Below are 18,820 nucleotides of genomic sequence, written 5' to 3'. Positions count from 1 at the left end.
GCTGCGGCAAGATCGGCGAGTGCACGCCCGGCCTGCGCGGCAAGATCCCCCATCCGCGCCGCGACGGCGGTATCATCGGGATGCGCGTTGGCCTGATCGAGACCGGCGGCGCCTGTTTCCCGCCGTCCCTCGCCCGCACCTTCGCGCCGCGCCCGTTCGGCGGCGATTGCCTCCGGGCCGCGCCACGCATCCGCGCCACCGCCCTTCTCGCCGGCCTTGTCGGACGCGCGTGCCTGCGACTGACCGCTGCGACTGTTATGACGGGCGGCGTGATCAGCCGAGGGCGGATCGAAACGGGTCAATGCGGCACTCATCGTGTTTGCCCTTCGAGCAGGAGATCGATGTCGTCGAGCGCAGCCATGGCGCGCTGCATGATCGGGGTTTGCGAATACAGAGCGGCCTCGAGCGCGGTCTCGGGCAGCGTCTCCTCGGGAGCATCCGCATCGGCGATATCGGCTTCGACGTCATCGCCATCGGCGTCATCGGCATCGGCGTCTTCTCCGGCACTCGGAATATCGCCTTCCACCTCTGCCTCGGCTTCAGCCTGGGCCTCAGAATCGGTCGCATCGGAGGCATCCGCGAGGTCAGGCTCGTTCGTCTCCGCCTCGTCATTCACACCCACCGCCGCGAGGAGCGGCTCGCCGATGGCGGCGGCGGTGGCCATCGCGGCTTCGAGGATCGGCAGATCCGCCTCGGGCAGCCTGTCGGGATCCAGCGCGAGCAGAATCTCGACAGCCGGCTCGTAGGCGGGCGTCACGATCTGCGCGGCAGCGAAGTAGAACCGCGCACGCTCTTCCTCGTCGCTGTCGCCGGCGGAGAAACCGATCGCGCGCTCGGAGGCGTAACGCGTCAGGTCGAGCGTGCCTGAAAGCAGCGCGTTACGGGCGAAGAAGAGATAGAGGTCACGCTTTCCCTCACCGTCCATCTGCGCGAGCACGGTTTCGAGCCGCAGGAAATCCTCGACGCTCTGCGCGAAATCGAGCGTCGCCAGCAGCGTGATGAAACGCTGGCGGAAATTGCCGGCGTAGACCGAGCTGCGGTAGCGGCGCAGATACTGTACGGCGAGAAATTCCAGCCGCTCCAGCTCGCCGCGCTGGCCCTCGACGAAGATCTCGCGGCGCAACGCCGCCTCCTCGGCGAGTGTGCCGGGGGCAAGCAGACGCGCCAGTGAAAGCAGACGCACGGCCTCCTGCGGATCCTCGCGCACGATCAGCGCCGAGCGGGCAATGGCGATCTGCGCCCCGAGATAGCCCGGCAGGGCCAGCGGATCAAAACCCGCGAGCCGCTCGCGCGCATCCTCCTCGCGACCATGCACATAGGCGAGCGCGCCGGCCAGAAGATCGGGATCGATCGCGGGCGCGGGATCGAGGGCGAGCATGCGCTCCAGCACGATCGGCGGGCCGCCGCCCAGGACGAAACTCACCGCCGCATTGGCGTTGCGCTTGTCGATGAATTCCGCCGGATCGGCGCGCAGGAAGGTTTCGGCGACGCGGGTGATCAGCGCCCGCTGGCCCTCATGAGCGCGGATATCGCCATGCGCGATGCGCTCCTGCAGGGATTGCAGCGTGCGCAGCATGGCATAGGGCTGGCGGGCCTCCTCGCGTCGCTCCTGTGCGATCTGCGCCGCGCGCGTCGCAATACGGGCGTCGGATTCGCCAACGGCCGGAACGGGAGCGACAAGGAGCGGCGCCAGCCCCGCACCGGCGAGCAGCAATCGACGCAAGCGGAGAGCAAATCGGGCCGTCATGCCGCACGCTCCAGCAGCAGAATCTCGATGCGCCGGTTCTCCGCCGCGTCCGGATCGGCGGGCACCTTGAGCATGCGATCCGCATGACCTTCCACCCGGGCGATGCGCCCCTCGTCGAAGCCGCCATGCACGAGCATGTGATAGGCCATGTGGGCGCGCGCGGTGGACAGACGCCAGTTGTCGTATTCTTCTGAACGGAAGGGGCGGCCATCCGTATGGCCCCTGATTACAAGCGGCTCCGGACGCTGGCCCAGCACCTGGGCGAGGGTGCGCAGCACACCGACGACTTCCGGCTTGGGCTCGGCGGAGCCGATCGCGAACATGCCGAAATCCGCCGCATCGGTCAGGCTGATCAGCATGCCTTCCGGCGTGGCGCGTACTTCGAGAAGCGGTTGATCGGCCAGTTGCGGCAATTCCGTATCGATCTGGCGGGCGATCTCCGCGCGCAACGCGGCGGCTGCGACCTCGGCCTCGGTCGGCGCTTCCTCGGTCAGCACTTCCTCGACGGTCTTTGCCAGCTCGATCTCACCCTCGACGCTGGATTCCTCCAGCAGACCGGGCTCGACATCGGTGAAGGTGTCGAGCGCGGGCAGCGGCTCCTGCGCAATCTCGGCGATCGCGATCGCCTCGACATCGGCGGCGGGCTCCTCGACCACCTCGATCACGATCATACCCTGGCCGGCAAAACCGTTTTCATCATCCGGCACCACCGTCTCGGTCTCTTCGCTCTCGACGAACAGCGGAAACGGCAGCTGCGCTTCGTCGGTGGCGGGTTCGCCCTCGCCGGGGCCGAGTTCGGGAAAGGCGGCACCGGCATCGGTGAGGCCGCGCGGGCCGGTCGAGCCATCGCCATCTGCGCGGGCGATGCGCGGCTGTGGCGCGGTCTGCCAGTAGACCGGGTCGAAGGGATCGCGGAACGCATCGCCACCGGGCAGGCCGGGCTCACCGCTCTCGCCGGGAGAGACGTCGATCGCGGCGCTCGGCGGCTGGCGCTCGTCGAGCTCGGCGGCGAGCTCGGCCAGAACCGCGTAGGGATCGTGGAAGAGTTCTCTCTCGGAAAAGCGCGGGCGCTCGCCGCCGGCGACATCGGTCCCCTCCCCGCCCTCGCCCGGATCACCGCGCGGGGGCACGATTGTGGAATGCTCGTCGCCATCGACGCCGCTCGACGAGGATTCGGGATCGCGCAGGCCTTTGCGGTCGCTCGTCGCCTCGGCCAGATTGATGGGGTTGAAATAGTTCGCCACCATCTCCTTGGCGTCATCATCAGTGACGTTGATGAGCCACATCACCAGAAAGAAGGCCATCATCGCGGTCATGAAATCGGCGAATGCGATCTTCCAGACGCTGTTCTTGGCTTCACCTGCGTCAGGGTCGCGCTTGCGGCGTACGATGATGATTTCCTGGGGCTGCTTGTCGTCCATGACGGGGTTCCTCAGGGCTGGCTCACATCGCCGGACAGGATCCGGGACCATTGACTGATCTGTGTTTCGAGCGTGGTGTCGGCGCAGCTCACGTGAATATCGGCGCGGCCCGGCACGACATGCATGACGAGACCGGGGCGCTCTGGCAGGGCGGCGCGTAAAGCGTCGAGCAGATCCTGCGGACCCTCGACGCGGATCTCGGCGCCTGCCTCGCCGGCGGTGAAGAGGCGCTCCAGCATGCGCGCCATCTCGGCGCAGGCCTTCTCCCGCAGGGCTTCGGCGAGAAAGGGCTCCAGCGCACGGCCAAGCTTTTCGGCAATCCGCAGGCGCAGATCCGCCAGGCCCGCTTCGAGCGCTTCGGTCAGGCGCGCCGATTCCTCCGCGACCCATATGGCGCGCGCCTCCTCGAGCGCGCGTTCATGCGTTGCGGTGAGTTCGGCGATCACCGCCTCGCGGGTTTCACGGGCGGCCTCGGCGCGACCGGCCTCATCGGCCTGTATGCGCGCCTGTTCGAGCGCCTCCGCCATCTTCATATCGGCCTGAGCCTGGACCTCGGCCTGCCCGGCCTCGTAGCCACGCTGCCAGGTATCCTCGGAAGCTCCGCCGCGCCGGGCTTCCGCCATCGGGCGCGCCGCACCCTCCTCATGGCGTGGCTCTGGCGGCTGCAAGACCTGGAATTCCTCGAGGCAGCTCTGGATCGGGCGTACCATGATCACGCATCCTCGCTTTCACGCATCCATTGGCGCAGGATGTGGACGGCCTGTTCTTCGTTCAGATTGACGATCTGTTCGAGGCGTTTGACGTTGTTCGTGTTGAACCGGGAAGACACATCGGCGATCAGATCGACATCGCCCGACCCGGCAGCCATGCGGTCGGCCAGGGCGGCGGGCCCGTAACCGCCCGCTTCGCTCTCGATCGCGACCGGCGTCGCGGCCTGCTCGATCGCCTGCTGCTCGCTCTGCGGACGCTGCACGACGGCGTTGACGGCAGGGCGCAGGCCGAACCAGATCACCATCGCGGCCACCAGCAACATGGCGAGCGCGCTGACGATATTGCCGGTCTGGCGCAAGAGGATCTCGCTCATGGCCGGACCGGGCACAGGTTCGAAGTTGCCGTAATCGTCGAGGAAGTTGACGACCGCAACCTTGAGCGTATCACCACGCTCCTCGCGCAAACCGGCAGCGGAGGCCGCAAGCGCCTCGATCTCGGCAATCTGCGCGGCAAGTTCCGCTTCGCCTGCATCTTCACCCAGAGCCGCCGTGAGCCGGGAACGGTTGATGAGGAGCGCGATCGAGACGTTCTCGATGGCGTAGCCCTCGCTGCTGGTCTGGATCTGCGTGGACGAGATCTCGTAATTGGTCAGATCCTCACGCCGCTGGACTTCCTCGTTCGACTGCTCACCCGGCACCGCGCCGACTTCCTCTTCGGGAATGTTCTGCTGCACGGTTGTGGGGGTGTCGCGTGAGAGGTTTTGCGCGGTCTCGTTTTCGCGAATGGTGCGGATCGAGCGTTCGACACGGGAATCGGGATCGAAAATGGTCTCGTTGACCACCCGGCGATCCGTATTCAGGCTCGCCTTGGCGCTGACCTCGAAATTGTCGAGCCCCAGATAAGGAGCGAGCGTGCGCCGGACATTGCCCTCTATCTCTCGGTTTACACCGGCGGTCAGCGTCGCCATCTGCGCGGTGGCGCCGTTGCTGCCGTCATCGCCGGAGGCGAGCAGCGTACCGTCGGTCGAGAGAACGGTGACACGCTCCACGCTCATCCCCGGCACGGCGGCGGCGACGAGGTGGCGGATCGATTGCGCTGCGGCGCCCGCATCGGGCGATTGCATGCGCACCACCACCGAGGCCGAGGGCGGGTGCTGTTCACGGCGAAAGGAGCCGGGATCAGCCATGACGATATGCACCCGTGCCGCCGAGACCCCGCGTATCGCCTGGACCGAACGGGCGATTTCACCCTCGAGCGCGCGCACCCGGGTGACTTCCTGCATGAAGGAGGTGATGCCGAGCGAGCCGAGATTGTCGAAAAGTTCGTAACCGGCATTGGCGCTGTAGGGCAGCCCCTTCTCGGCCAGCAGCATGCGCGCCCGTGACGTCTGCGAATGCGCCACCATCACCGCGTCGCCCGCCGCACTGACATCGAAATCCATTCCGGCCTCGGTCAGTGCCGAGCCGATGCGGGTGACGTCCTCGCGCTCAAGCCCGGAATAGAGCACCGTGAACTGCGGTCGGCTGAGATAATAGGCCGAGAGACCGATCGTGGCGAAAACCGTCAAGCCGACCAGCGCCAGTATCATCAGACGCCTGGCTCCCAGTTCCTGCAGGCTCACCCATAATTTATCGGCATGTTCGCGCGCGCTCATCGTGCCTCTCGCCCTGTTCCGCCTCACCGATGCGGGCAGCCGCCCTGGGGAGTTGTCCACGCATCGAAGACCACTGTGGCGCTTCAATCTTGTCCGAGGATTGCGTCTTGCCGTTCGCGCCATAGATACTCACCGTCATGCAATGCCGTCGGATTCGGCGGCGACGATGGGGAGGAAGGGTTTGAGCGAGGGCGAGACTCCACCGAAGGACGATCCGGCGGCGGACGGCACAGGCCAGCCGGCGCAAAGCGGTCCGACCCTGAAGATCGCCCCGTCGATGAGCCTCATCGACACCGCCCAATGGGATGCCTGCGCGCTGGCCGCCGCGACGCCGGACGAGCGCGACGATCCCTTCATCCGCCACGCCTTTCTGTCGGCGCTGGAAGATGCCGGCTGCGTGCGCGCCGAGACCGGCTGGGGCCCGGCGCATGTGCTGCTCGAAGACGAGGGCGGCGCGCTGATGGGCGCCGTACCCTGCTATCTGAAAGGTCATTCACGCGGCGAATATGTTTTCGATCAGGGCTGGGCGGACGCCTATGAGCGCGCCGGCGGGCGCTATTATCCCAAGCTCCAGGTCTCCATTCCCTTCACCCCGGTGACCGGCACGCGTCTGCTCGCACCGCCCGGAGAGGCCGGGGGAGCAATCCGCAGCCAGCTGATTTCGGGCCTGCGCGCCCTGCGCCGCCAGACCGGCGCCTCCTCGATCCACGCCACCTTTCTGCGCGAGGATGATTTCAACGCCTTCGCCGCCGACGACTTCCTCACCCGCATCGACCAGCAGTTCCACTGGTTCGATAACGGCTACGGCGATTTCGAAGGATTTCTCGCCAGCCTCGCCTCACGCAAGCGCAAGGCCATCCGGCGCGAGCGGCGCGACGCGCTGGCGGAGGATATCACGGTCGAATGGGTGACCGGCGCCGATCTCACCGAGGCGCATTGGGATGCGTTCCACGCATACTATGAGGATACCGGCGCGCGCAAATGGGGGCGGCCCTATCTCAACCGGGAATTCTTCTCGCTGATCGGCGAGCGCATGCCGGAGCGGGTGCTGCTGATCCTCGCCAAGCGCGCCGGGCGCTATATCGCAGGCGCGATCAACTTCATCGGCAAGGACGCGCTCTATGGGCGCAACTGGGGCTGCATCGAGGATCACCCCTTCCTGCATTTCGAGATCTGCTATTACCAGGCCATCGATTACGCCCTTGCGCACGGGCTGACGCGGGTCGAGGCCGGGGCACAGGGCGAACACAAGCTCACACGCGGCTATCGCCCGGTGACGACGCGCTCAGCCCACCTCATCGCCGATCCCGGCCTGCGCCGCGCCGTGGCGGATTATCTGCGCCGCGAGAGCGGTTACGTGCGCGCCATTGGCGAGGAATTGACCGAGGCCCTGCCATTCCGTCGCGATCAGCGTGACGGGAAAGGCTGATCCGGCCTTGACCGGAGGGCCACGGGGGGCACACTCGCTGGCAGACGATTCATGGCCATGCAAAGCATGGGCCGGCCAGCAAGGAGAGTGAGCCGATGAGCACGCAGCCCGAAACCGCTTATGACGACAGCAACGTCTTCGCCAAGATCCTGCGCGGTGAATTGCCCTGCCACAAGGTCTATGAGAACGACGACGTGCTCGCCTTCATGGATATCATGCCACGCGGAGACGGGCATTGCCTCGTCATCCCCAAGACGCCGGCGCGTAACTGGCTCGATGCCAGCGCACAACAGCTCGCCTCGGTCGCCGAGGCGGCGCAGCTGGTCGCACGCGCGGTGATGAAGGCTTTCAAGGCGGACGGGATCACCATCCAGCAGTTCAATGAACCCGCCGGCGGGCAGGTCGTGTTTCACCTGCATGTCCACGTGATCCCCCGTTTCGACGGCGTGCCCCTGCGCCCGCATACCGGCGAGATGGCGGATCAGGCGCAGCTGGCACAGCATGCCGAAACGCTGCGTGCGGCGCTTCCGGGCTGAATTCTGATCGAAACAACAGTTTTTTCAAAGACTTGTGAGCGTTCCGGGGAATCGTTCGGAACGCTCTTTTTATGCGCCCAATGAATTATGAAGACCACGTTAACCATAAGTACGTAATAAGTATTACGATTACGTATTATTAATTGACTTCAAGCATCAAAAATTAAATAGTCAATGCATCGGGATTTCAGATATCTTAATCAGGAGTGAGCAAGATGAACACGACACCGGTTACCTTCGCCAGCACCCGCCAGAGCAACGTCGACAACAGCCGCTTCGACACCGCGCAGCGGGATTTCAACAGCGCATTCAAAAGCGTCGATCAGGATTCCAATTCCGGTTCGAAGGCACAGAGCCTGATCAATACGGCCCGGAACGAGAGCGAACGGCAGTTGCGCTCCGACATCATGCGCCGCGATGCGGACCCGGCTCCGGTGAGCCTGTCCCGTCAGAGCAGCTGGGTCGAAGCCGGTTCCACGGGCTGGGAGCCGCCGACGGCACGCCGCGATGCGTCCAACGACGATGCCACCACGACGACGATGGGTCGTACATCGCGCAGCGATGAACAGCACCGCACTGATGACCAGCGCCGCACGGATGAAAAGGTCCGCAGCGATGACGCGCGCGGCAGCGATGACAGGGTCCGCCCCGTGATGTTGCAGTCGACATCGAACGTCACGCCGTCGGTTCTGCAGAATGTCGGAAGCATCGGTGCGAGTAACGGCCAGAGCGCATTGTTCGTGCACAGTGAAGAAAAAGTCAGCGTCGACACAATCCGCAATACGCTGAACAACCGCTTCCCTGATGGCAATATCTCGGTCTCGCAACTGGTCGAGCAGTTCAATATCAGTGAGCCCCGCGCGAAGAATTTCATGCGCCATCATGGCACCGCCGGTGAACTCAACATCGATGCCTTCATGGGGCATGTGTCGCGCTGGCAGGACGAAGACGGCAATCTGACGCAGGCCCGCTTCGAATCGGCGATTCTCAATGGCGCCAGCCACCTCAACGTCAACCGCTTCGAATATGAAGAAGGCAAAGGGTATGAGTTCCGCGGCTTCAAAGAACTGTACCGTCGCGCCGGCGGGGACCTGCCTGACGAGACACTTCTCACGATCTTCAACCAGCTCAAGTCTCTTGACATGAAGGGCAGCGACGGACACATGGAGCGTTCCGAACTGTTCAAGCTTGGCATCGCACCCGATGATGCCGGCGATGTAGAAGTCAGCCGCATTCTCAGAGCCTTTGATATAGCCGCATTCGGGGAGCCGGAATCGGCGCCGACACCGACGCCGATTTCAACGCCGAAGCCGGCACTTCCCACGGTTGACTGGACGCCGCCGTCGCAAACTGTGATCCATCAGCCAACGACAGGGAGCGGCAATTCTCAAACAATCCATCTCCCGCCTGGCAACTCTCACAATGCTCTCAACCAGTACGGGAACATTCAGAACTTCTTCAATGGACAGGGCGTCCCAAGCTGGAGCATCAACAACAATTTCGGCGCCCCCCCGGCAGCATCGACCATGAACAACATGTGGCGCGGCGGCGGTAACAACTTCCAGAACCGCTGGTCCTGACACCGAAGTGAGGCGGGCGGCATCCGCAAGGATGCCTGCCGGACCCCTCCTCCTGACCCGGCCCCGAGCCCGCCTCGAAAGCCGCGCCATAACAGGCGCGGCTTTTTTATTCGCAAATTGTATAATCTATTATTATATTATATGTACATTAAATATTTTTATTGACTAGAAAAAATCTTTTAGATATAGTTAATGCGAATTTGAATGGGAGTTTGAGTTATGAGCAATAATATTGTATTAGATATGACAGGCGCCAACGTCGCTTCAAATTTTCAACCGACTACTCTTGGCATAGGTTGGCTTAATGAGGCCGTTCACGACATCTCTGATAATCAAGCATACCACCCCCCTTCGCAATCCGCCGGCCCGGATCCCGGCTATGGTGCAAATAAAACGTACAATGGCAATCTTGTCCCCACCTACCAGCCAAGTTCGAGCTCAAGCGATTGGCCCATCACTGCGGGGCAGGAGCTCACTTCTATGCTCACGCCCGCGTATCCGAACCAAGCGTCGTTGCTTGCGATCAAGGAGCGCCTCCTGTCGCAAGCCGGCGGTGATGCGATGCTTAACAAGGAAGAAGGTGCAAAAGCCCTGCGTATCTCTGAGCAGCAGATGGATTTGATCATCAAGAATCTGGGCGGCGCCGATGCCACTTCTGTCTCAGTTGAACAGGTCATGGAGCATTTCGAAGAATACGCCAATCAGGATTCGCTTCAGCTTATCACCGACAGTGGCATAAACACGGCAATCATGGATATGATGGGCGGCCTCGGCAATTTCAACGTCTGGGCCGGCGAGGATGATCACATCAACCAGAACGAATTCTGGGGCCTTGTGCAGGCACTCAGCGATGGACTGACCGTCAATGATGAAACATTCAATATCGAGCGCCCGGAAGCCAACACAATTTTTGGACAGCTTTCCGGCTCAGATGGCCTGATTGATCGCAACGAGCTCGCTCCGATTGCCGAGGTTCAGGAAGACGGGACTTTCGACTGGGAAGCCGCGCAACAGCAGCTAGTCGAACGCGCCGCAGCGGTCGGTCAAGTCGGGTCCGGCAACAATAACGGGCAAAGCGGCTCCGGCAGCACCGGGCTGCCAGGCGCTCACCCACAACCGAACAACAATTGGGTTTATATCGACCCCGACAGCAGCTTCGACAATACCGGCGGCGACGATCCCTGACCGCCGTACCCCGTTTCGGGCCCCTGCCGCTCACTCCCGATACATCGGGGGCCCGTCGAGGCCGCGCTCTTTCGAGAGCGCGGCCTTCGCCGTTTAGCGCATCATCTCGCGGCTTACGCCTTGCCGAAACGTGCCTTGATCTCCCCGACGATTCCCTCCACGCCGAAGCGCACCGGGTCAGTCGCGGGCAGGCCGTAGATCTTTTCGATGCGTGCGAGCTCCGCCCGCGCCTCCGCCTCGTCGAGCGCCTGCGTGTTCACCGCGATGCCGACGCAGCGGATGGCGGGATTGGTGAGGCGGCCGCAGGCGATGGTCATGTGGATGACGTCGCCGATCGTCGGCAGCGGGGTATTCACCCCACGCATGTTGCGCCGGGTCGGCTCGTGGCAGACGACGAAGGCATCCGGCTGGGCGCCGTGCAACAGGCCGAGGGAGACGCCGGCGAAGGAGGGGTGGAAGAGTGATCCCTGCCCCTCGACCAGATCCCAGTGGTCGGGCTCTGCCGCCGGCGAGATCCATTCCACCGCGCCGGAAATGAAATCCGCCACCACGGCGTCAATCGCGGCGCCGCGCCCGGAGATGAACACGCCGGTCTGACCGGTGGCGCGGAAATCGGCATCGAAACCGGCATCACGCATGCCTTTTTCCAGCGCGAGCGCGGTGTATTTCTTGCCCACCGAGCAATCCGTCCCCACCGTCAGGAGCCGCATGCCGGGGCGCTTGTCGCCCTTGCCGGTGGCGAAACGCTCGTTGCTCATGCGCACATCGTGGAGCTTGCGCCCGTTGCGCTGCGCCGCCGCCGCGATCTCGGGGATATCACCCAGACGCATATGCAGGCCGGAGGCGATGTCGAGGCCGGAATCGAGCGCATCGACGATGATCGACACCCACTCATCGGGCAGCACGCCGCCGGCATTGACGACGCCGATCACCATGGTCTTGACGCCTTTCCCGGCTGCTTCGCGCGGGTCCATGTCGGGCAGCTTCGCATCCGCCTTGCAGCCCGGAAGCCGCATCTGGCCGATGCACCATTCCGGGCGCCAGTCGACGATGCCGAGCCCGGTCTTGGCCGCGAGCGCATCGCGGGCATCGCCCAGGAAGAGGAGATATGGATGTTCGATCTGCATGGATTCCCCGCTCGCTTGCTGCGCCTGCCGGCGCTTGTTCTGCTTCAAAACTGCGCGAAAGCGCGCGCCATGCAAGCCCCCGCGCGGCGTTTTTTGTCGAAAGCCCGCCTGCGCCCCCGCGCGCGCGTCATCATTGGTGGGTTGCGCAAGGGGTGAGATTGTGAACCGCCCCGGTTCGTGCTAACGCCGCGCCATCAGGTCGAGGCGATGCGCCTCCCGCAACGCAGAGTGAGACAATGATCGAGCGCTACGCCCGCCCGGAAATGACCGCCATCTGGTCGCCGGAGACGAAATTCCGCATCTGGTTCGAAATCGAGGCCCACGCCACCATGGCCTTGGCCGAAATCGGCGTGGTGCCGCGCGAGGCCGCGCAGATCGTCTGGGAAAAAGGCTCCGCCGCCACCTTCGACGTGGCGCGCATCGATGCGATCGAGCGCGAGGTCAAGCACGACGTTATCGCCTTCCTCACGCATCTGGCCGAGATCGTGGGGCCGGAGGCGCGCTTCGTGCATCAGGGCATGACCTCCTCGGATGTGCTCGATACCTGCTTCAACGTGCAGCTCACCCGCGCCGCCGACCTTCTGCTCGCCGATCTCGATGCGCTGCTCGCCGCGCTGGAACGCCGCGCATTCGAGTACAAGCTGACGCCGACGATCGGACGCTCCCACGGCATCCATGCCGAGCCGACAACCTTTGGCCTGAAGCTGGCCCAGGCCTATGCCGAGTTCGACCGCTGCCGCAAGCGCCTCGTCGCCGCGCGCGAGGAAATCGCTACCTGCGCCATTTCCGGCGCCGTCGGCACCTTCGCCAATATCGATCCGCGTGTGGAGGAATACGTGGCGGAAAAACTCGGCCTCACACCCGAGCCGGTCTCCACCCAGGTGATCCCGCGCGACCGCCACGCCATGTTCTTCACCACGCTCGGCGTCATCGCCTCCTCGATCGAGCGGCTCTCCACCGAAGTGCGTCACCTGCAGCGCTCGGAAGTGCTTGAGGCAGAGGAATATTTCTCCGCCGGCCAGAAGGGCTCCTCGGCCATGCCGCACAAGCGCAACCCGGTGCTGACGGAAAATCTCACCGGTCTCGCGCGCATGGTGCGTTCCTATGCCCTGCCCGCCATGGAGAACGTGGCGCTCTGGCACGAGCGCGACATCTCGCATTCCTCCGTCGAGCGCATGATCGGCCCGGATGCGACGGTGACGCTCGATTTCGCACTCGCACGCCTCACCGGGGTGATGGACAAGCTCGTCGTCTATCCCGAAACCATGCAGAACAATCTCGACCGCTTGGGCGGGCTCGTCCATTCGCAGCGCGTGCTTCTGGCGCTCACGCAAAAGGGCGTCTCGCGCGAGGATTCCTATCGCCTCGTGCAGCGCAACGCCATGCCGGTCTGGCGCGGGGAGGGAGATTTCCTGACCCTGCTCAAGGCGGATGCGGAAGTCAGCGCGAAGATGAGCGATGCCGAGATCGAAGAGTGCTTCGATCTCGGCTATCACTTCAAACAGGTCGATACCATCTTCACGCGCGTCTTCGGGCGCGCCTGAGGCGCGTCAATCGAGGCGCGTCATGCCGGCAGTGAAGCGCTTCCAGTTCTTGACGTAACCTTCGGCGGAGCCCCGCAAACCCGCGATTGCCGCTTCGTCAAGGGTACGGATCGCCTTGGCCGGGGACCCGACGATAAGCGAATTGTCGGGAAACTCCTTTCCCTCGGTGATCAGTGCATTGGCGCCGATCAGGCAGTTGCGCCCGATCCGGGCGTGATTGAGGATCGTCGCGCCCATCCCCACCAGCGATCCGTCGCCGATCGTGCAGCCGTGCAGGATGGCCCGGTGGCCGATGGTGCAGCCGGCGCCGATGGTGAGCGGCGCGCCCATATCGGTATGCAACACGGAATGCTCCTGGATGTTGGAGCCTTCACCGATATCGATCAGCTCGTTATCCCCGCGCAGAACCGCGCCGAACCAGATCCCGACATCATCGGCCAGCCGCACCTTGCCGATGACATGGGCGTCCGGCGCGATCCAGAAGCGGCCCGCCTGCGGGGTTTGCGGCGCGACGCCATCGAGTGCATAGAGCGGCATGATGCGCGCCTCCCTTTGATTGTTCTGAAGCATCAGGGAAGCGGGCGCGGACAGGGCGTGTCAAGCACGCGCATACGCAAACCATTTCGAGCGCATCACCCGAACAGGAAATGCAGTGCGTCGCGCACGAGCGATCCGGAGGCGAGGCTCCACAAACCGGCAATGATCGTCGCAGCCATGACGAAGCCGATGGGGCGATCCTCGTAGCGGCGTCCGCGCACAGTATTGCGCATGATGATGAAGGGAGCGGAGAATGCCAGCACCGGCAGGCTGGCCACCACGATCGGCCCCTTGCCGAGCAACAGGTTGAAGCTGGCGCGGCGCGCCGTCAGCGCCTCGAACATGCTGGCCAGCGCGCCGGCAAAGGCGAAACCGACGAGGATCGTCACGAGGCTCGAAATGTTGGACGCATCAAAACTCATCGCGCTTTCCCGATACCCTCTCACCGCCGTCCCGAACCATGACAGGCAGTGTGCACCAGCTTTAACGAATGATTAAGCCTGATCGCGCGACAAGGTTAATGCGTGCAGCATGATTGCGCGGCGCGACACGGGGCGGGAAATGGCGCGGGAATCGGTCTTCTACAGGCAACCTCATCCGGCAATCGGGCAGCGTCAGGTCGGCCCGCAGCAGAAACTGATCCGCGCCGATTTGCTGGTTCTGGTTCTGATCGTGCTCGTCTGCGCGGCGGGCATCGCCGCCTTCAGCATGAGCCGGCATCTGCTTTTGCCGACAAAGGCCCAACCGCAGGAGCCGATCATGCACGATCTGCGTTTCGGGGGCCAGGCGCTGCGTGTCGCAGAACACTGGCTCGCGATAAGCGAGGGCGTTCCGGGACGGTTGAGCCTGCGCATACCGCTTGCCGATATCGTCGGGGATGCAGTCGACCCGGATGCGCAGATCATCGTCGCCCTCGCCGCGCCCGATCGCGCGGTGGCGCCGGCGGATCGCCCGCGACTGATTTACGCGCGCTTCCTGTCGAGCGATGCCAGCACTTTCGGCGGCAATCTGGTGCGCCGCTCTTTTCGTGACGATACGCCCTATGCCGGAGAAGTGCTGCTGCTCGCGCCACCCGAGGGCCGCAGCTTCGCAGCGCGTTGCGGTCGGCGCGGGGACGGGCCCGTTGCGCCGAGCTGCTCGGCGGAGCTGCGTCGCAACGGCCTCGACATTCAACTGCAAATGGCCAAAGCGGACGTGCGGCACTGGGAGCGCATCATCCTCTGGCTGAACACGGATCTGCTCGCGCCGCACGCGTGAATCGGCGGCGCGGGATGGGCGCCTAGCCGGCGCAGGTTCAGTCTTCCAGATCCGTATCCAGGATCGCCATCTGGAAATTGAACGAGCGATCGCCGTCCTCGTCATCAAGGAAGAGCACGCCGATGAATTCCTCACCGATATAGACCTCGGCCGAATCGTCCTTCTTGGGGCGCCCGACGACACGGATCGCGTGATTTGCGAAAGTCTGGCGCAGATAACGCTCGACTTTTGCCATTTCGGATTTGTTCACCAGTTGCTCCGCTTTTCTGATTTGGGGATGCGAACGGCTTGCCATGTTGCGCGGGTCGGCGCAACCCGCTGCGTCAGCGCCCCTGCTTCTCGGCCAGAATCTGGTCCATCGTCCGCGCCGGCTCGGCGCAACCCGCCGTGCCGACAACGCGGGCGGGAACGCCGGCGACCGTCGTATTATGCGGCACGGGCTCGAGCACCACGGAGCCGGCAGCGACGCGCGCGCAATGGCCAACCTCGATATTGCCGAGGATCTTGGCCCCGGCCCCGATCAGCACGCCGCAGCGGATCTTGGGATGGCGATCCCCGCTCTCCTTGCCGGTGCCGCCGAGCGTCACGTCCTGCAGGATCGAGACGTCGTCATCGACGCTCGCCGTTGCACCGACGACAAGGCCGGTGGCGTGATCCAGGAAGATTCCCTTGCCGATCGTCGCCTGCGGATTGATGTCGGTCTGGAAAGTCTCCGAGGAGACGCTCTGCAGGTAGAGCGCCAGATCGCGCCGCCCGCGATGCCAGAGCCAATGCGCCAGACGATAGGTCTGGATGGCGTGGAAGCCCTTGAAATAGAGCAAGGGCTCGATCAGCCGCGTGCAGGCCGGATCCCGGTCGATCACGGCGATGATGTCGGCGCGAAAGGCCGCGCCGATGCCCGGTTCGTCCTGGACAGCTTCCATGTAGGTCTGGCTGATCAGATCCGCCGATAGCGCGGGATGCGCCAGCCGCGACGCCACCCGGTGTATCACCGCCGCTTCGAGCGAGGGCTGGTTCAGCACGCTGGTGAGCACGAAATTGGTGAGCGCCGATTCGTTGCGCGCAACCGCTTCAGCCTCATGCCGGACCTGATCCCAGATCGGATCAAGATTCCCGACGACACCGCGCCGCTGCGAAACGGCGACATCGCTCCTCGTTTGCGTCCGCGCCATCGGCTTGTCCTCCCGCTCTGCGCAATCCGCGCATAAACCTATTATAAGCCTTGATCGAGCCGATCCAAGAAGCTTTCGACCGCATTGGAAAACACATCGTTGCGATCACCCGCCACCATATGGCGCGCCTGCGCCACGTCGATGAACTGCGCATGCGGCACCAGTTCGCGAAACGCCTGCGCCGCCTCGGGTGTGACGAGTTCGCTGGAACCACCGCGCACGAGCAGAACCGGCACCCGGATCGCGCGGGCGCAGCGATGCAAAGCGGCCTCCGATTCGCGCCAATCGGCATTCACCGAACCGGGCCCATCGAGAAAGGCCGGATCCCAGTGCCAGTACCAGCGCCCGTCATCGGCGCGGCGCAGGTTCTTGCGCAGACCGTCGAGGGAGCGCGGGCGGGGGCGATGCGGCAGATAGCGCGCCACCGCATCGGCGGCCTCGTCGATCGTCGCGAAACCCTCACGCGCATGCGCCATCATGAAGGACTGGATGCGGTCCACCCCGCGCGGATCCATCTGCGGCACGATATCGACGAGAACGAGTGCGCGAAAGCACGGCTCGGCCTGCGGGTCGTCTCCCAGCGCGAGGATCGAAGCGAGACCACCGAGCGAGGCGCCGATGGCAACGGGGGCCTGCCCGCCCTCCCCGGCCAAGGCCTGCGCCACACGACGCGCATCAGCACCGAAATCGCGGAAGCTGTAGGCGCCGGAAGCGAGCCAGTCGCTGTCGCCGTGGCCGCGCTGGTCGAGGGCAATCGCCCGCCAGGCGCGCGCAGCGAGACGCTCGGCGGTGCTGCCCCAGGCGTGACGCGTCTGCCCGCCGCCATGCAGCAGCAGTGCTGTCGGCGCTGATCCGCCTTCAGCTGCGTCCCCGGCGAAGAATTCATCGCCGACGAGGCGGTTGTCATGGGCTCCGGTGAAGCTGATCGTCACGCGCGTTCATCCAGGAATTGCAGCACACCGGCGCGGTGAGTCTTGTCGCCGACGGCGAGATTGTGGTCACGACCGGGGATGTCGAGCGCCTGCGCATCCGGGATCAGCGCCGCGAGCTCATGCGGCGAGCCGGCGATCTCGTCCTTCGTGCCCACGCTGATCAGGGTCGGCGCCATGATGCGCTCGATCTCGACCCGGGTCAGCGTCTGGCGTGAGCCACGAATGCAGGCGGCCAGCGCCTTCAGGTCGCTGCCGGTCTGCTCGGCGAAGAGGCGGAACATCCGCTGCAGCGGATCGGTGAGTTCGTCGGCGGAGGCCACCTCCATCGCATCGGCAATGCCCATCGGCAGGCCCACACCCTCGACGAGATGGATCCCGAGCCCGCCCATCAGGAGGCTGCGCACCCGATCGGGATGCGCCAGCGCGAGATGCGCGCTGATCCGCGCACCCATGGAATAGCCCATGACGTCGGCGCGGGCGATATCGAGATGATCGAGCAGCCGGCGCGCATCCTCGGCCATGATGAAGCTGTCATAGGCGGCGGGATCATAAAGCTTCTCGCTCTGCCCGTGGCCGCGATTGTCGAGCGCGATGACGCGGCGCCCGGCCCGCGCGAGCGTCTTTACCCACAGGGTGTTCACCCAGTTGACGGCATGGTTGGAAGCGAAACCGTGGATCAGAATGATCGGCTCGCCGCGATCCTCGCCCTCGGCGGCGACGTCGATGAAGGCGATGCGCACGCCGTCCGATGAAAAGCTCTGCATGGTCGATATGGCCCGAATGAATTGTCGTCGATCACGTGCGAAGCGGCTGGACCGCCTCGCACAGGGTATGGACCAGGCGCGCCCGTTTGCGCAATGGCCGCGATGCGACAGGCGCCATGAGCGAACCGCGTGGCGGGTCACGACTCATTCGCCTCTACCCAAGCCGTACGCTTGTTGCTAATGAGCGCGCAACAAACCGTCATGCCGGAGCGCTCATCATGTCTCACGCCGATCTCGCCGCCACCATCGATGCCGCCTGGGAGGATCGCGCCTCCGTTTCCGCCGCCACCACCGGCGCGGTGCGCGAGGCCGTCGAAACCGCCCTTGCCATGCTCGATTCCGGCAAGGCCCGCGTCGCCGAGAAGCAGGGCGATGAGTGGGTCGTGCATCAATGGCTGAAGAAGGCGGTGCTGCTCTCCTTCCGCCTCAACGACATGGAAGTCATTGCCGGCGGGCCGGGCCAGTCGGTCTGGTGGGACAAGGTCGCCTCTAAGTTCGATGCCTGGGATGCGGCGCGCTTCAAGGAAGCAGGCTTTCGCGCGGTGCCGAACTGCGTCGTGCGCCGTGGCTCGCATATCGCCAAGGGCGTCGTCCTGATGCCGTCCTTCGTCAATCTCGGCGCCTATGTCGATGAGGGCACCATGGTCGATACCTGGGCGACCGTCGGCTCCTGCGCGCAGATCGGCAAGAACGTGCATCTGTCTGGCGGCGTCGGCATCGGCGGCGTGCTGGAGCCGCTGCAGGCCAATCCCACGATCATCGAGGACAATTGCTTCATCGGCGCGCGCTCCGAGGTGGTCGAGGGCGTGATCGTCGGCGAGGGCTCCGTGCTCTCCATGGGCGTCTTCCTCTCCGGCTCGACGAAGATCGTCGACCGAACCACCGGCGAGATCTTCCGGGGCAAGGTGCCGCCCTACTCGGTCGTCGTCCCCGGCACGATGCCTGGAAAGCCCTTCCCGGACGGCTCGCCCGGCCCGTCGCTCTCCTGCGCCGTGATCGTCAAGCGCGTCGACGCGCAGACCCGTGAGAAAACCAGCATCAACGAACTCCTGCGCGACTGACCCGGAGCGCGATCATGACCAGCCACGCCACGGCGCCGGAACTGCCCTCCGCTCTCGCCTTCGCGCAGGCGCTGATCCGCTGCCCTTCGGTCACCCCCGAGGATGGCGGCGCGCTGGCTGTCGTCTCGGATGCGCTGAAACAGGCCGGGTTTACCATTTCGCG

20 protein-coding genes are annotated in these 18,820 nt (G+C 64.4%); 8 read left to right on the top strand and 12 right to left on the bottom strand.

Features of this window, described 5'->3' with window-relative positions:
- The 5 genes from VKP01_RS05245 to fliF form a co-directional block, all read right to left on the bottom strand.
- On the bottom strand, window positions 1-314 hold a 314-nt coding region (locus VKP01_RS05245), incomplete at its 3' end, for a hypothetical protein (protein WP_324410954.1).
- Window positions 311-1,747 (bottom strand): chemotaxis protein, encoded by a 1,437-nt coding sequence (locus VKP01_RS05240; protein ID WP_324410952.1) that lies wholly within the window; start codon window positions 1,745-1,747, stop codon window positions 311-313. The genes VKP01_RS05245 and VKP01_RS05240, both read right to left, overlap by 4 nt.
- On the bottom strand, window positions 1,744-3,168 hold the full coding sequence (locus VKP01_RS05235; protein WP_324410950.1) for a MotB family protein: 1,425 nt from the start codon (window positions 3,166-3,168) through the stop codon (window positions 1,744-1,746). The genes VKP01_RS05240 and VKP01_RS05235 overlap by 4 nt, the downstream gene beginning before the upstream one ends.
- A gap of 11 nt (window positions 3,169-3,179) precedes the next feature.
- Entirely contained in the window at window positions 3,180-3,878 is a 699-nt protein-coding gene (locus VKP01_RS05230; RefSeq protein ID WP_324410949.1) for a hypothetical protein, read from the bottom strand.
- 2 nt (window positions 3,879-3,880) lie between these two features.
- On the bottom strand, window positions 3,881-5,533 hold the full coding sequence (fliF, locus tag VKP01_RS05225) for a flagellar basal-body MS-ring/collar protein FliF (RefSeq protein ID WP_324410947.1): 1,653 nt from the start codon (window positions 5,531-5,533) through the stop codon (window positions 3,881-3,883).
- 277 nt (window positions 5,534-5,810) lie between these two features.
- Here fliF and VKP01_RS05220 point away from each other — a divergent pair, with 277 nt between their 5' ends.
- From VKP01_RS05220 to VKP01_RS05205, 4 genes are all read left to right on the top strand, one after another.
- Window positions 5,811-6,962 carry a GNAT family N-acetyltransferase gene (locus VKP01_RS05220; protein ID WP_324410956.1) on the top strand — a complete coding sequence of 384 codons (1,152 nt, stop codon included), beginning with the start codon at window positions 5,811-5,813 and terminating at the stop codon, window positions 6,960-6,962.
- A 95-nt stretch (window positions 6,963-7,057) separates the two neighbouring features.
- A complete protein-coding gene (locus VKP01_RS05215) occupies window positions 7,058-7,498 on the top strand; it encodes an HIT family protein (protein WP_324410945.1) in 441 nt (146 codons plus the stop codon).
- A gap of 215 nt (window positions 7,499-7,713) precedes the next feature.
- Window positions 7,714-9,078: a hypothetical protein gene (locus VKP01_RS05210; protein ID WP_324410944.1), complete on the top strand. Its 1,365-nt coding sequence runs from the start codon at window positions 7,714-7,716 to the stop codon at window positions 9,076-9,078.
- A gap of 219 nt (window positions 9,079-9,297) precedes the next feature.
- Complete coding sequence (locus tag VKP01_RS05205) at window positions 9,298-10,263, top strand: hypothetical protein (protein ID WP_324410942.1); 966 nt, start codon at window positions 9,298-9,300, stop codon at window positions 10,261-10,263.
- 113 nt (window positions 10,264-10,376) lie between these two features.
- On the opposite strand, the gene dgcN is transcribed toward VKP01_RS05205, so the two are convergent.
- Window positions 10,377-11,390: an N-acetyltransferase DgcN gene (dgcN, locus tag VKP01_RS05200; protein WP_324410940.1), complete on the bottom strand. Its 1,014-nt coding sequence runs from the start codon at window positions 11,388-11,390 to the stop codon at window positions 10,377-10,379.
- Between dgcN and VKP01_RS05195 the strand changes: the two genes are divergently transcribed.
- Together VKP01_RS05195 and purB are read left to right on the top strand one after the other, a co-directional pair.
- Window positions 11,376-11,546: a hypothetical protein gene (locus VKP01_RS05195; protein WP_324410939.1), complete on the top strand. Its 171-nt coding sequence runs from the start codon at window positions 11,376-11,378 to the stop codon at window positions 11,544-11,546. The genes dgcN and VKP01_RS05195 overlap by 15 nt on opposite strands.
- A gap of 80 nt (window positions 11,547-11,626) precedes the next feature.
- Window positions 11,627-12,934: an adenylosuccinate lyase gene (gene purB, locus VKP01_RS05190; RefSeq protein WP_324410937.1), complete on the top strand. Its 1,308-nt coding sequence runs from the start codon at window positions 11,627-11,629 to the stop codon at window positions 12,932-12,934.
- A 6-nt stretch (window positions 12,935-12,940) separates the two neighbouring features.
- Here purB and VKP01_RS05185 read toward each other — a convergent pair whose 3' ends face one another.
- Together VKP01_RS05185 and VKP01_RS05180 are read right to left on the bottom strand one after the other, a co-directional pair.
- Window positions 12,941-13,471: a gamma carbonic anhydrase family protein gene (locus VKP01_RS05185; RefSeq protein WP_324410935.1), complete on the bottom strand. Its 531-nt coding sequence runs from the start codon at window positions 13,469-13,471 to the stop codon at window positions 12,941-12,943.
- A 95-nt stretch (window positions 13,472-13,566) separates the two neighbouring features.
- Window positions 13,567-13,893 (bottom strand): DUF6949 family protein, encoded by a 327-nt coding sequence (locus VKP01_RS05180; protein ID WP_074444850.1) that lies wholly within the window; start codon window positions 13,891-13,893, stop codon window positions 13,567-13,569.
- A 139-nt stretch (window positions 13,894-14,032) separates the two neighbouring features.
- Here VKP01_RS05180 and VKP01_RS05175 point away from each other — a divergent pair, with 139 nt between their 5' ends.
- Window positions 14,033-14,728: a hypothetical protein gene (locus VKP01_RS05175; RefSeq protein ID WP_324410932.1), complete on the top strand. Its 696-nt coding sequence runs from the start codon at window positions 14,033-14,035 to the stop codon at window positions 14,726-14,728.
- A gap of 37 nt (window positions 14,729-14,765) precedes the next feature.
- Here VKP01_RS05175 and VKP01_RS05170 read toward each other — a convergent pair whose 3' ends face one another.
- The 4 genes from VKP01_RS05170 to VKP01_RS05155 form a co-directional block, all read right to left on the bottom strand.
- Complete coding sequence (locus VKP01_RS05170) at window positions 14,766-14,963, bottom strand: DUF3126 family protein (RefSeq protein WP_414706522.1); 198 nt, start codon at window positions 14,961-14,963, stop codon at window positions 14,766-14,768.
- A gap of 88 nt (window positions 14,964-15,051) precedes the next feature.
- On the bottom strand, window positions 15,052-15,900 hold the full coding sequence (gene cysE / locus VKP01_RS05165; protein WP_324410929.1) for a serine O-acetyltransferase: 849 nt from the start codon (window positions 15,898-15,900) through the stop codon (window positions 15,052-15,054).
- Window positions 15,901-15,941: 41 nt separating this feature from the next.
- Window positions 15,942-16,832 (bottom strand): alpha/beta fold hydrolase, encoded by an 891-nt coding sequence (locus VKP01_RS05160; RefSeq protein WP_324410927.1) that lies wholly within the window; start codon window positions 16,830-16,832, stop codon window positions 15,942-15,944.
- A complete protein-coding gene (locus VKP01_RS05155) occupies window positions 16,829-17,596 on the bottom strand; it encodes an alpha/beta hydrolase (protein ID WP_324410925.1) in 768 nt (255 codons plus the stop codon). Before VKP01_RS05155 ends, VKP01_RS05160 begins: the two co-directional genes overlap by 4 nt.
- Before the next feature lie 218 nt (window positions 17,597-17,814).
- Between VKP01_RS05155 and dapD the strand changes: the two genes are divergently transcribed.
- Window positions 17,815-18,657, top strand: coding sequence for a 2,3,4,5-tetrahydropyridine-2,6-dicarboxylate N-succinyltransferase (dapD, locus tag VKP01_RS05150; protein ID WP_324410923.1), 843 nt, complete (start codon window positions 17,815-17,817; stop codon window positions 18,655-18,657).
- Window positions 18,658-18,820: the final 163 nt, after the last annotated feature.

This window comes from Saliniramus sp., assembly GCF_035311605.1.
GTDB lineage: Bacteria > Pseudomonadota > Alphaproteobacteria > Rhizobiales > Beijerinckiaceae > Saliniramus.
Note: the sequence above shows the minus strand (reverse complement) of the source record. Positions and strands in the feature narration are given on the sequence as shown.

What these genes read in the sequence shown, in the direction of transcription:
- VKP01_RS05185 (WP_324410935.1), bottom strand. Translation starts at nt 13,471, where the DNA reads ATGCCGCTCTATGCACTCGATGGCGTCGCGCCGCAAACCCCGCAGGCG.
- VKP01_RS05180 (WP_074444850.1), bottom strand. Translation starts at nt 13,893, where the DNA reads ATGAGTTTTGATGCGTCCAACATTTCGAGCCTCGTGACGATCCTCGTC.
- VKP01_RS05155 (WP_324410925.1), bottom strand. Translation starts at nt 17,596, where the DNA reads ATGCAGAGCTTTTCATCGGACGGCGTGCGCATCGCCTTCATCGACGTC.
- VKP01_RS05220 (WP_324410956.1), top strand. Translation starts at nt 5,811, where the DNA reads ATGAGCCTCATCGACACCGCCCAATGGGATGCCTGCGCGCTGGCCGCC.
- VKP01_RS05215 (WP_324410945.1), top strand. Translation starts at nt 7,058, where the DNA reads ATGAGCACGCAGCCCGAAACCGCTTATGACGACAGCAACGTCTTCGCC.
- purB (WP_324410937.1), top strand. Translation starts at nt 11,627, where the DNA reads ATGATCGAGCGCTACGCCCGCCCGGAAATGACCGCCATCTGGTCGCCG.
- cysE (WP_324410929.1), bottom strand. Translation starts at nt 15,900, where the DNA reads ATGGCGCGGACGCAAACGAGGAGCGATGTCGCCGTTTCGCAGCGGCGC.
- VKP01_RS05195 (WP_324410939.1), top strand. Translation starts at nt 11,376, where the DNA reads ATGTTCGATCTGCATGGATTCCCCGCTCGCTTGCTGCGCCTGCCGGCG.
- VKP01_RS05230 (WP_324410949.1), bottom strand. Translation starts at nt 3,878, where the DNA reads ATGGTACGCCCGATCCAGAGCTGCCTCGAGGAATTCCAGGTCTTGCAG.
- VKP01_RS05240 (WP_324410952.1), bottom strand. Translation starts at nt 1,747, where the DNA reads ATGACGGCCCGATTTGCTCTCCGCTTGCGTCGATTGCTGCTCGCCGGT.
- VKP01_RS05235 (WP_324410950.1), bottom strand. Translation starts at nt 3,168, where the DNA reads ATGGACGACAAGCAGCCCCAGGAAATCATCATCGTACGCCGCAAGCGC.
- VKP01_RS05210 (WP_324410944.1), top strand. Translation starts at nt 7,714, where the DNA reads ATGAACACGACACCGGTTACCTTCGCCAGCACCCGCCAGAGCAACGTC.
- fliF (WP_324410947.1), bottom strand. Translation starts at nt 5,533, where the DNA reads ATGAGCGCGCGCGAACATGCCGATAAATTATGGGTGAGCCTGCAGGAA.
- VKP01_RS05170 (WP_414706522.1), bottom strand. Translation starts at nt 14,963, where the DNA reads ATGGCAAAAGTCGAGCGTTATCTGCGCCAGACTTTCGCAAATCACGCG.
- VKP01_RS05175 (WP_324410932.1), top strand. Translation starts at nt 14,033, where the DNA reads ATGGCGCGGGAATCGGTCTTCTACAGGCAACCTCATCCGGCAATCGGG.
- dgcN (WP_324410940.1), bottom strand. Translation starts at nt 11,390, where the DNA reads ATGCAGATCGAACATCCATATCTCCTCTTCCTGGGCGATGCCCGCGAT.
- VKP01_RS05205 (WP_324410942.1), top strand. Translation starts at nt 9,298, where the DNA reads ATGAGCAATAATATTGTATTAGATATGACAGGCGCCAACGTCGCTTCA.
- dapD (WP_324410923.1), top strand. Translation starts at nt 17,815, where the DNA reads ATGTCTCACGCCGATCTCGCCGCCACCATCGATGCCGCCTGGGAGGAT.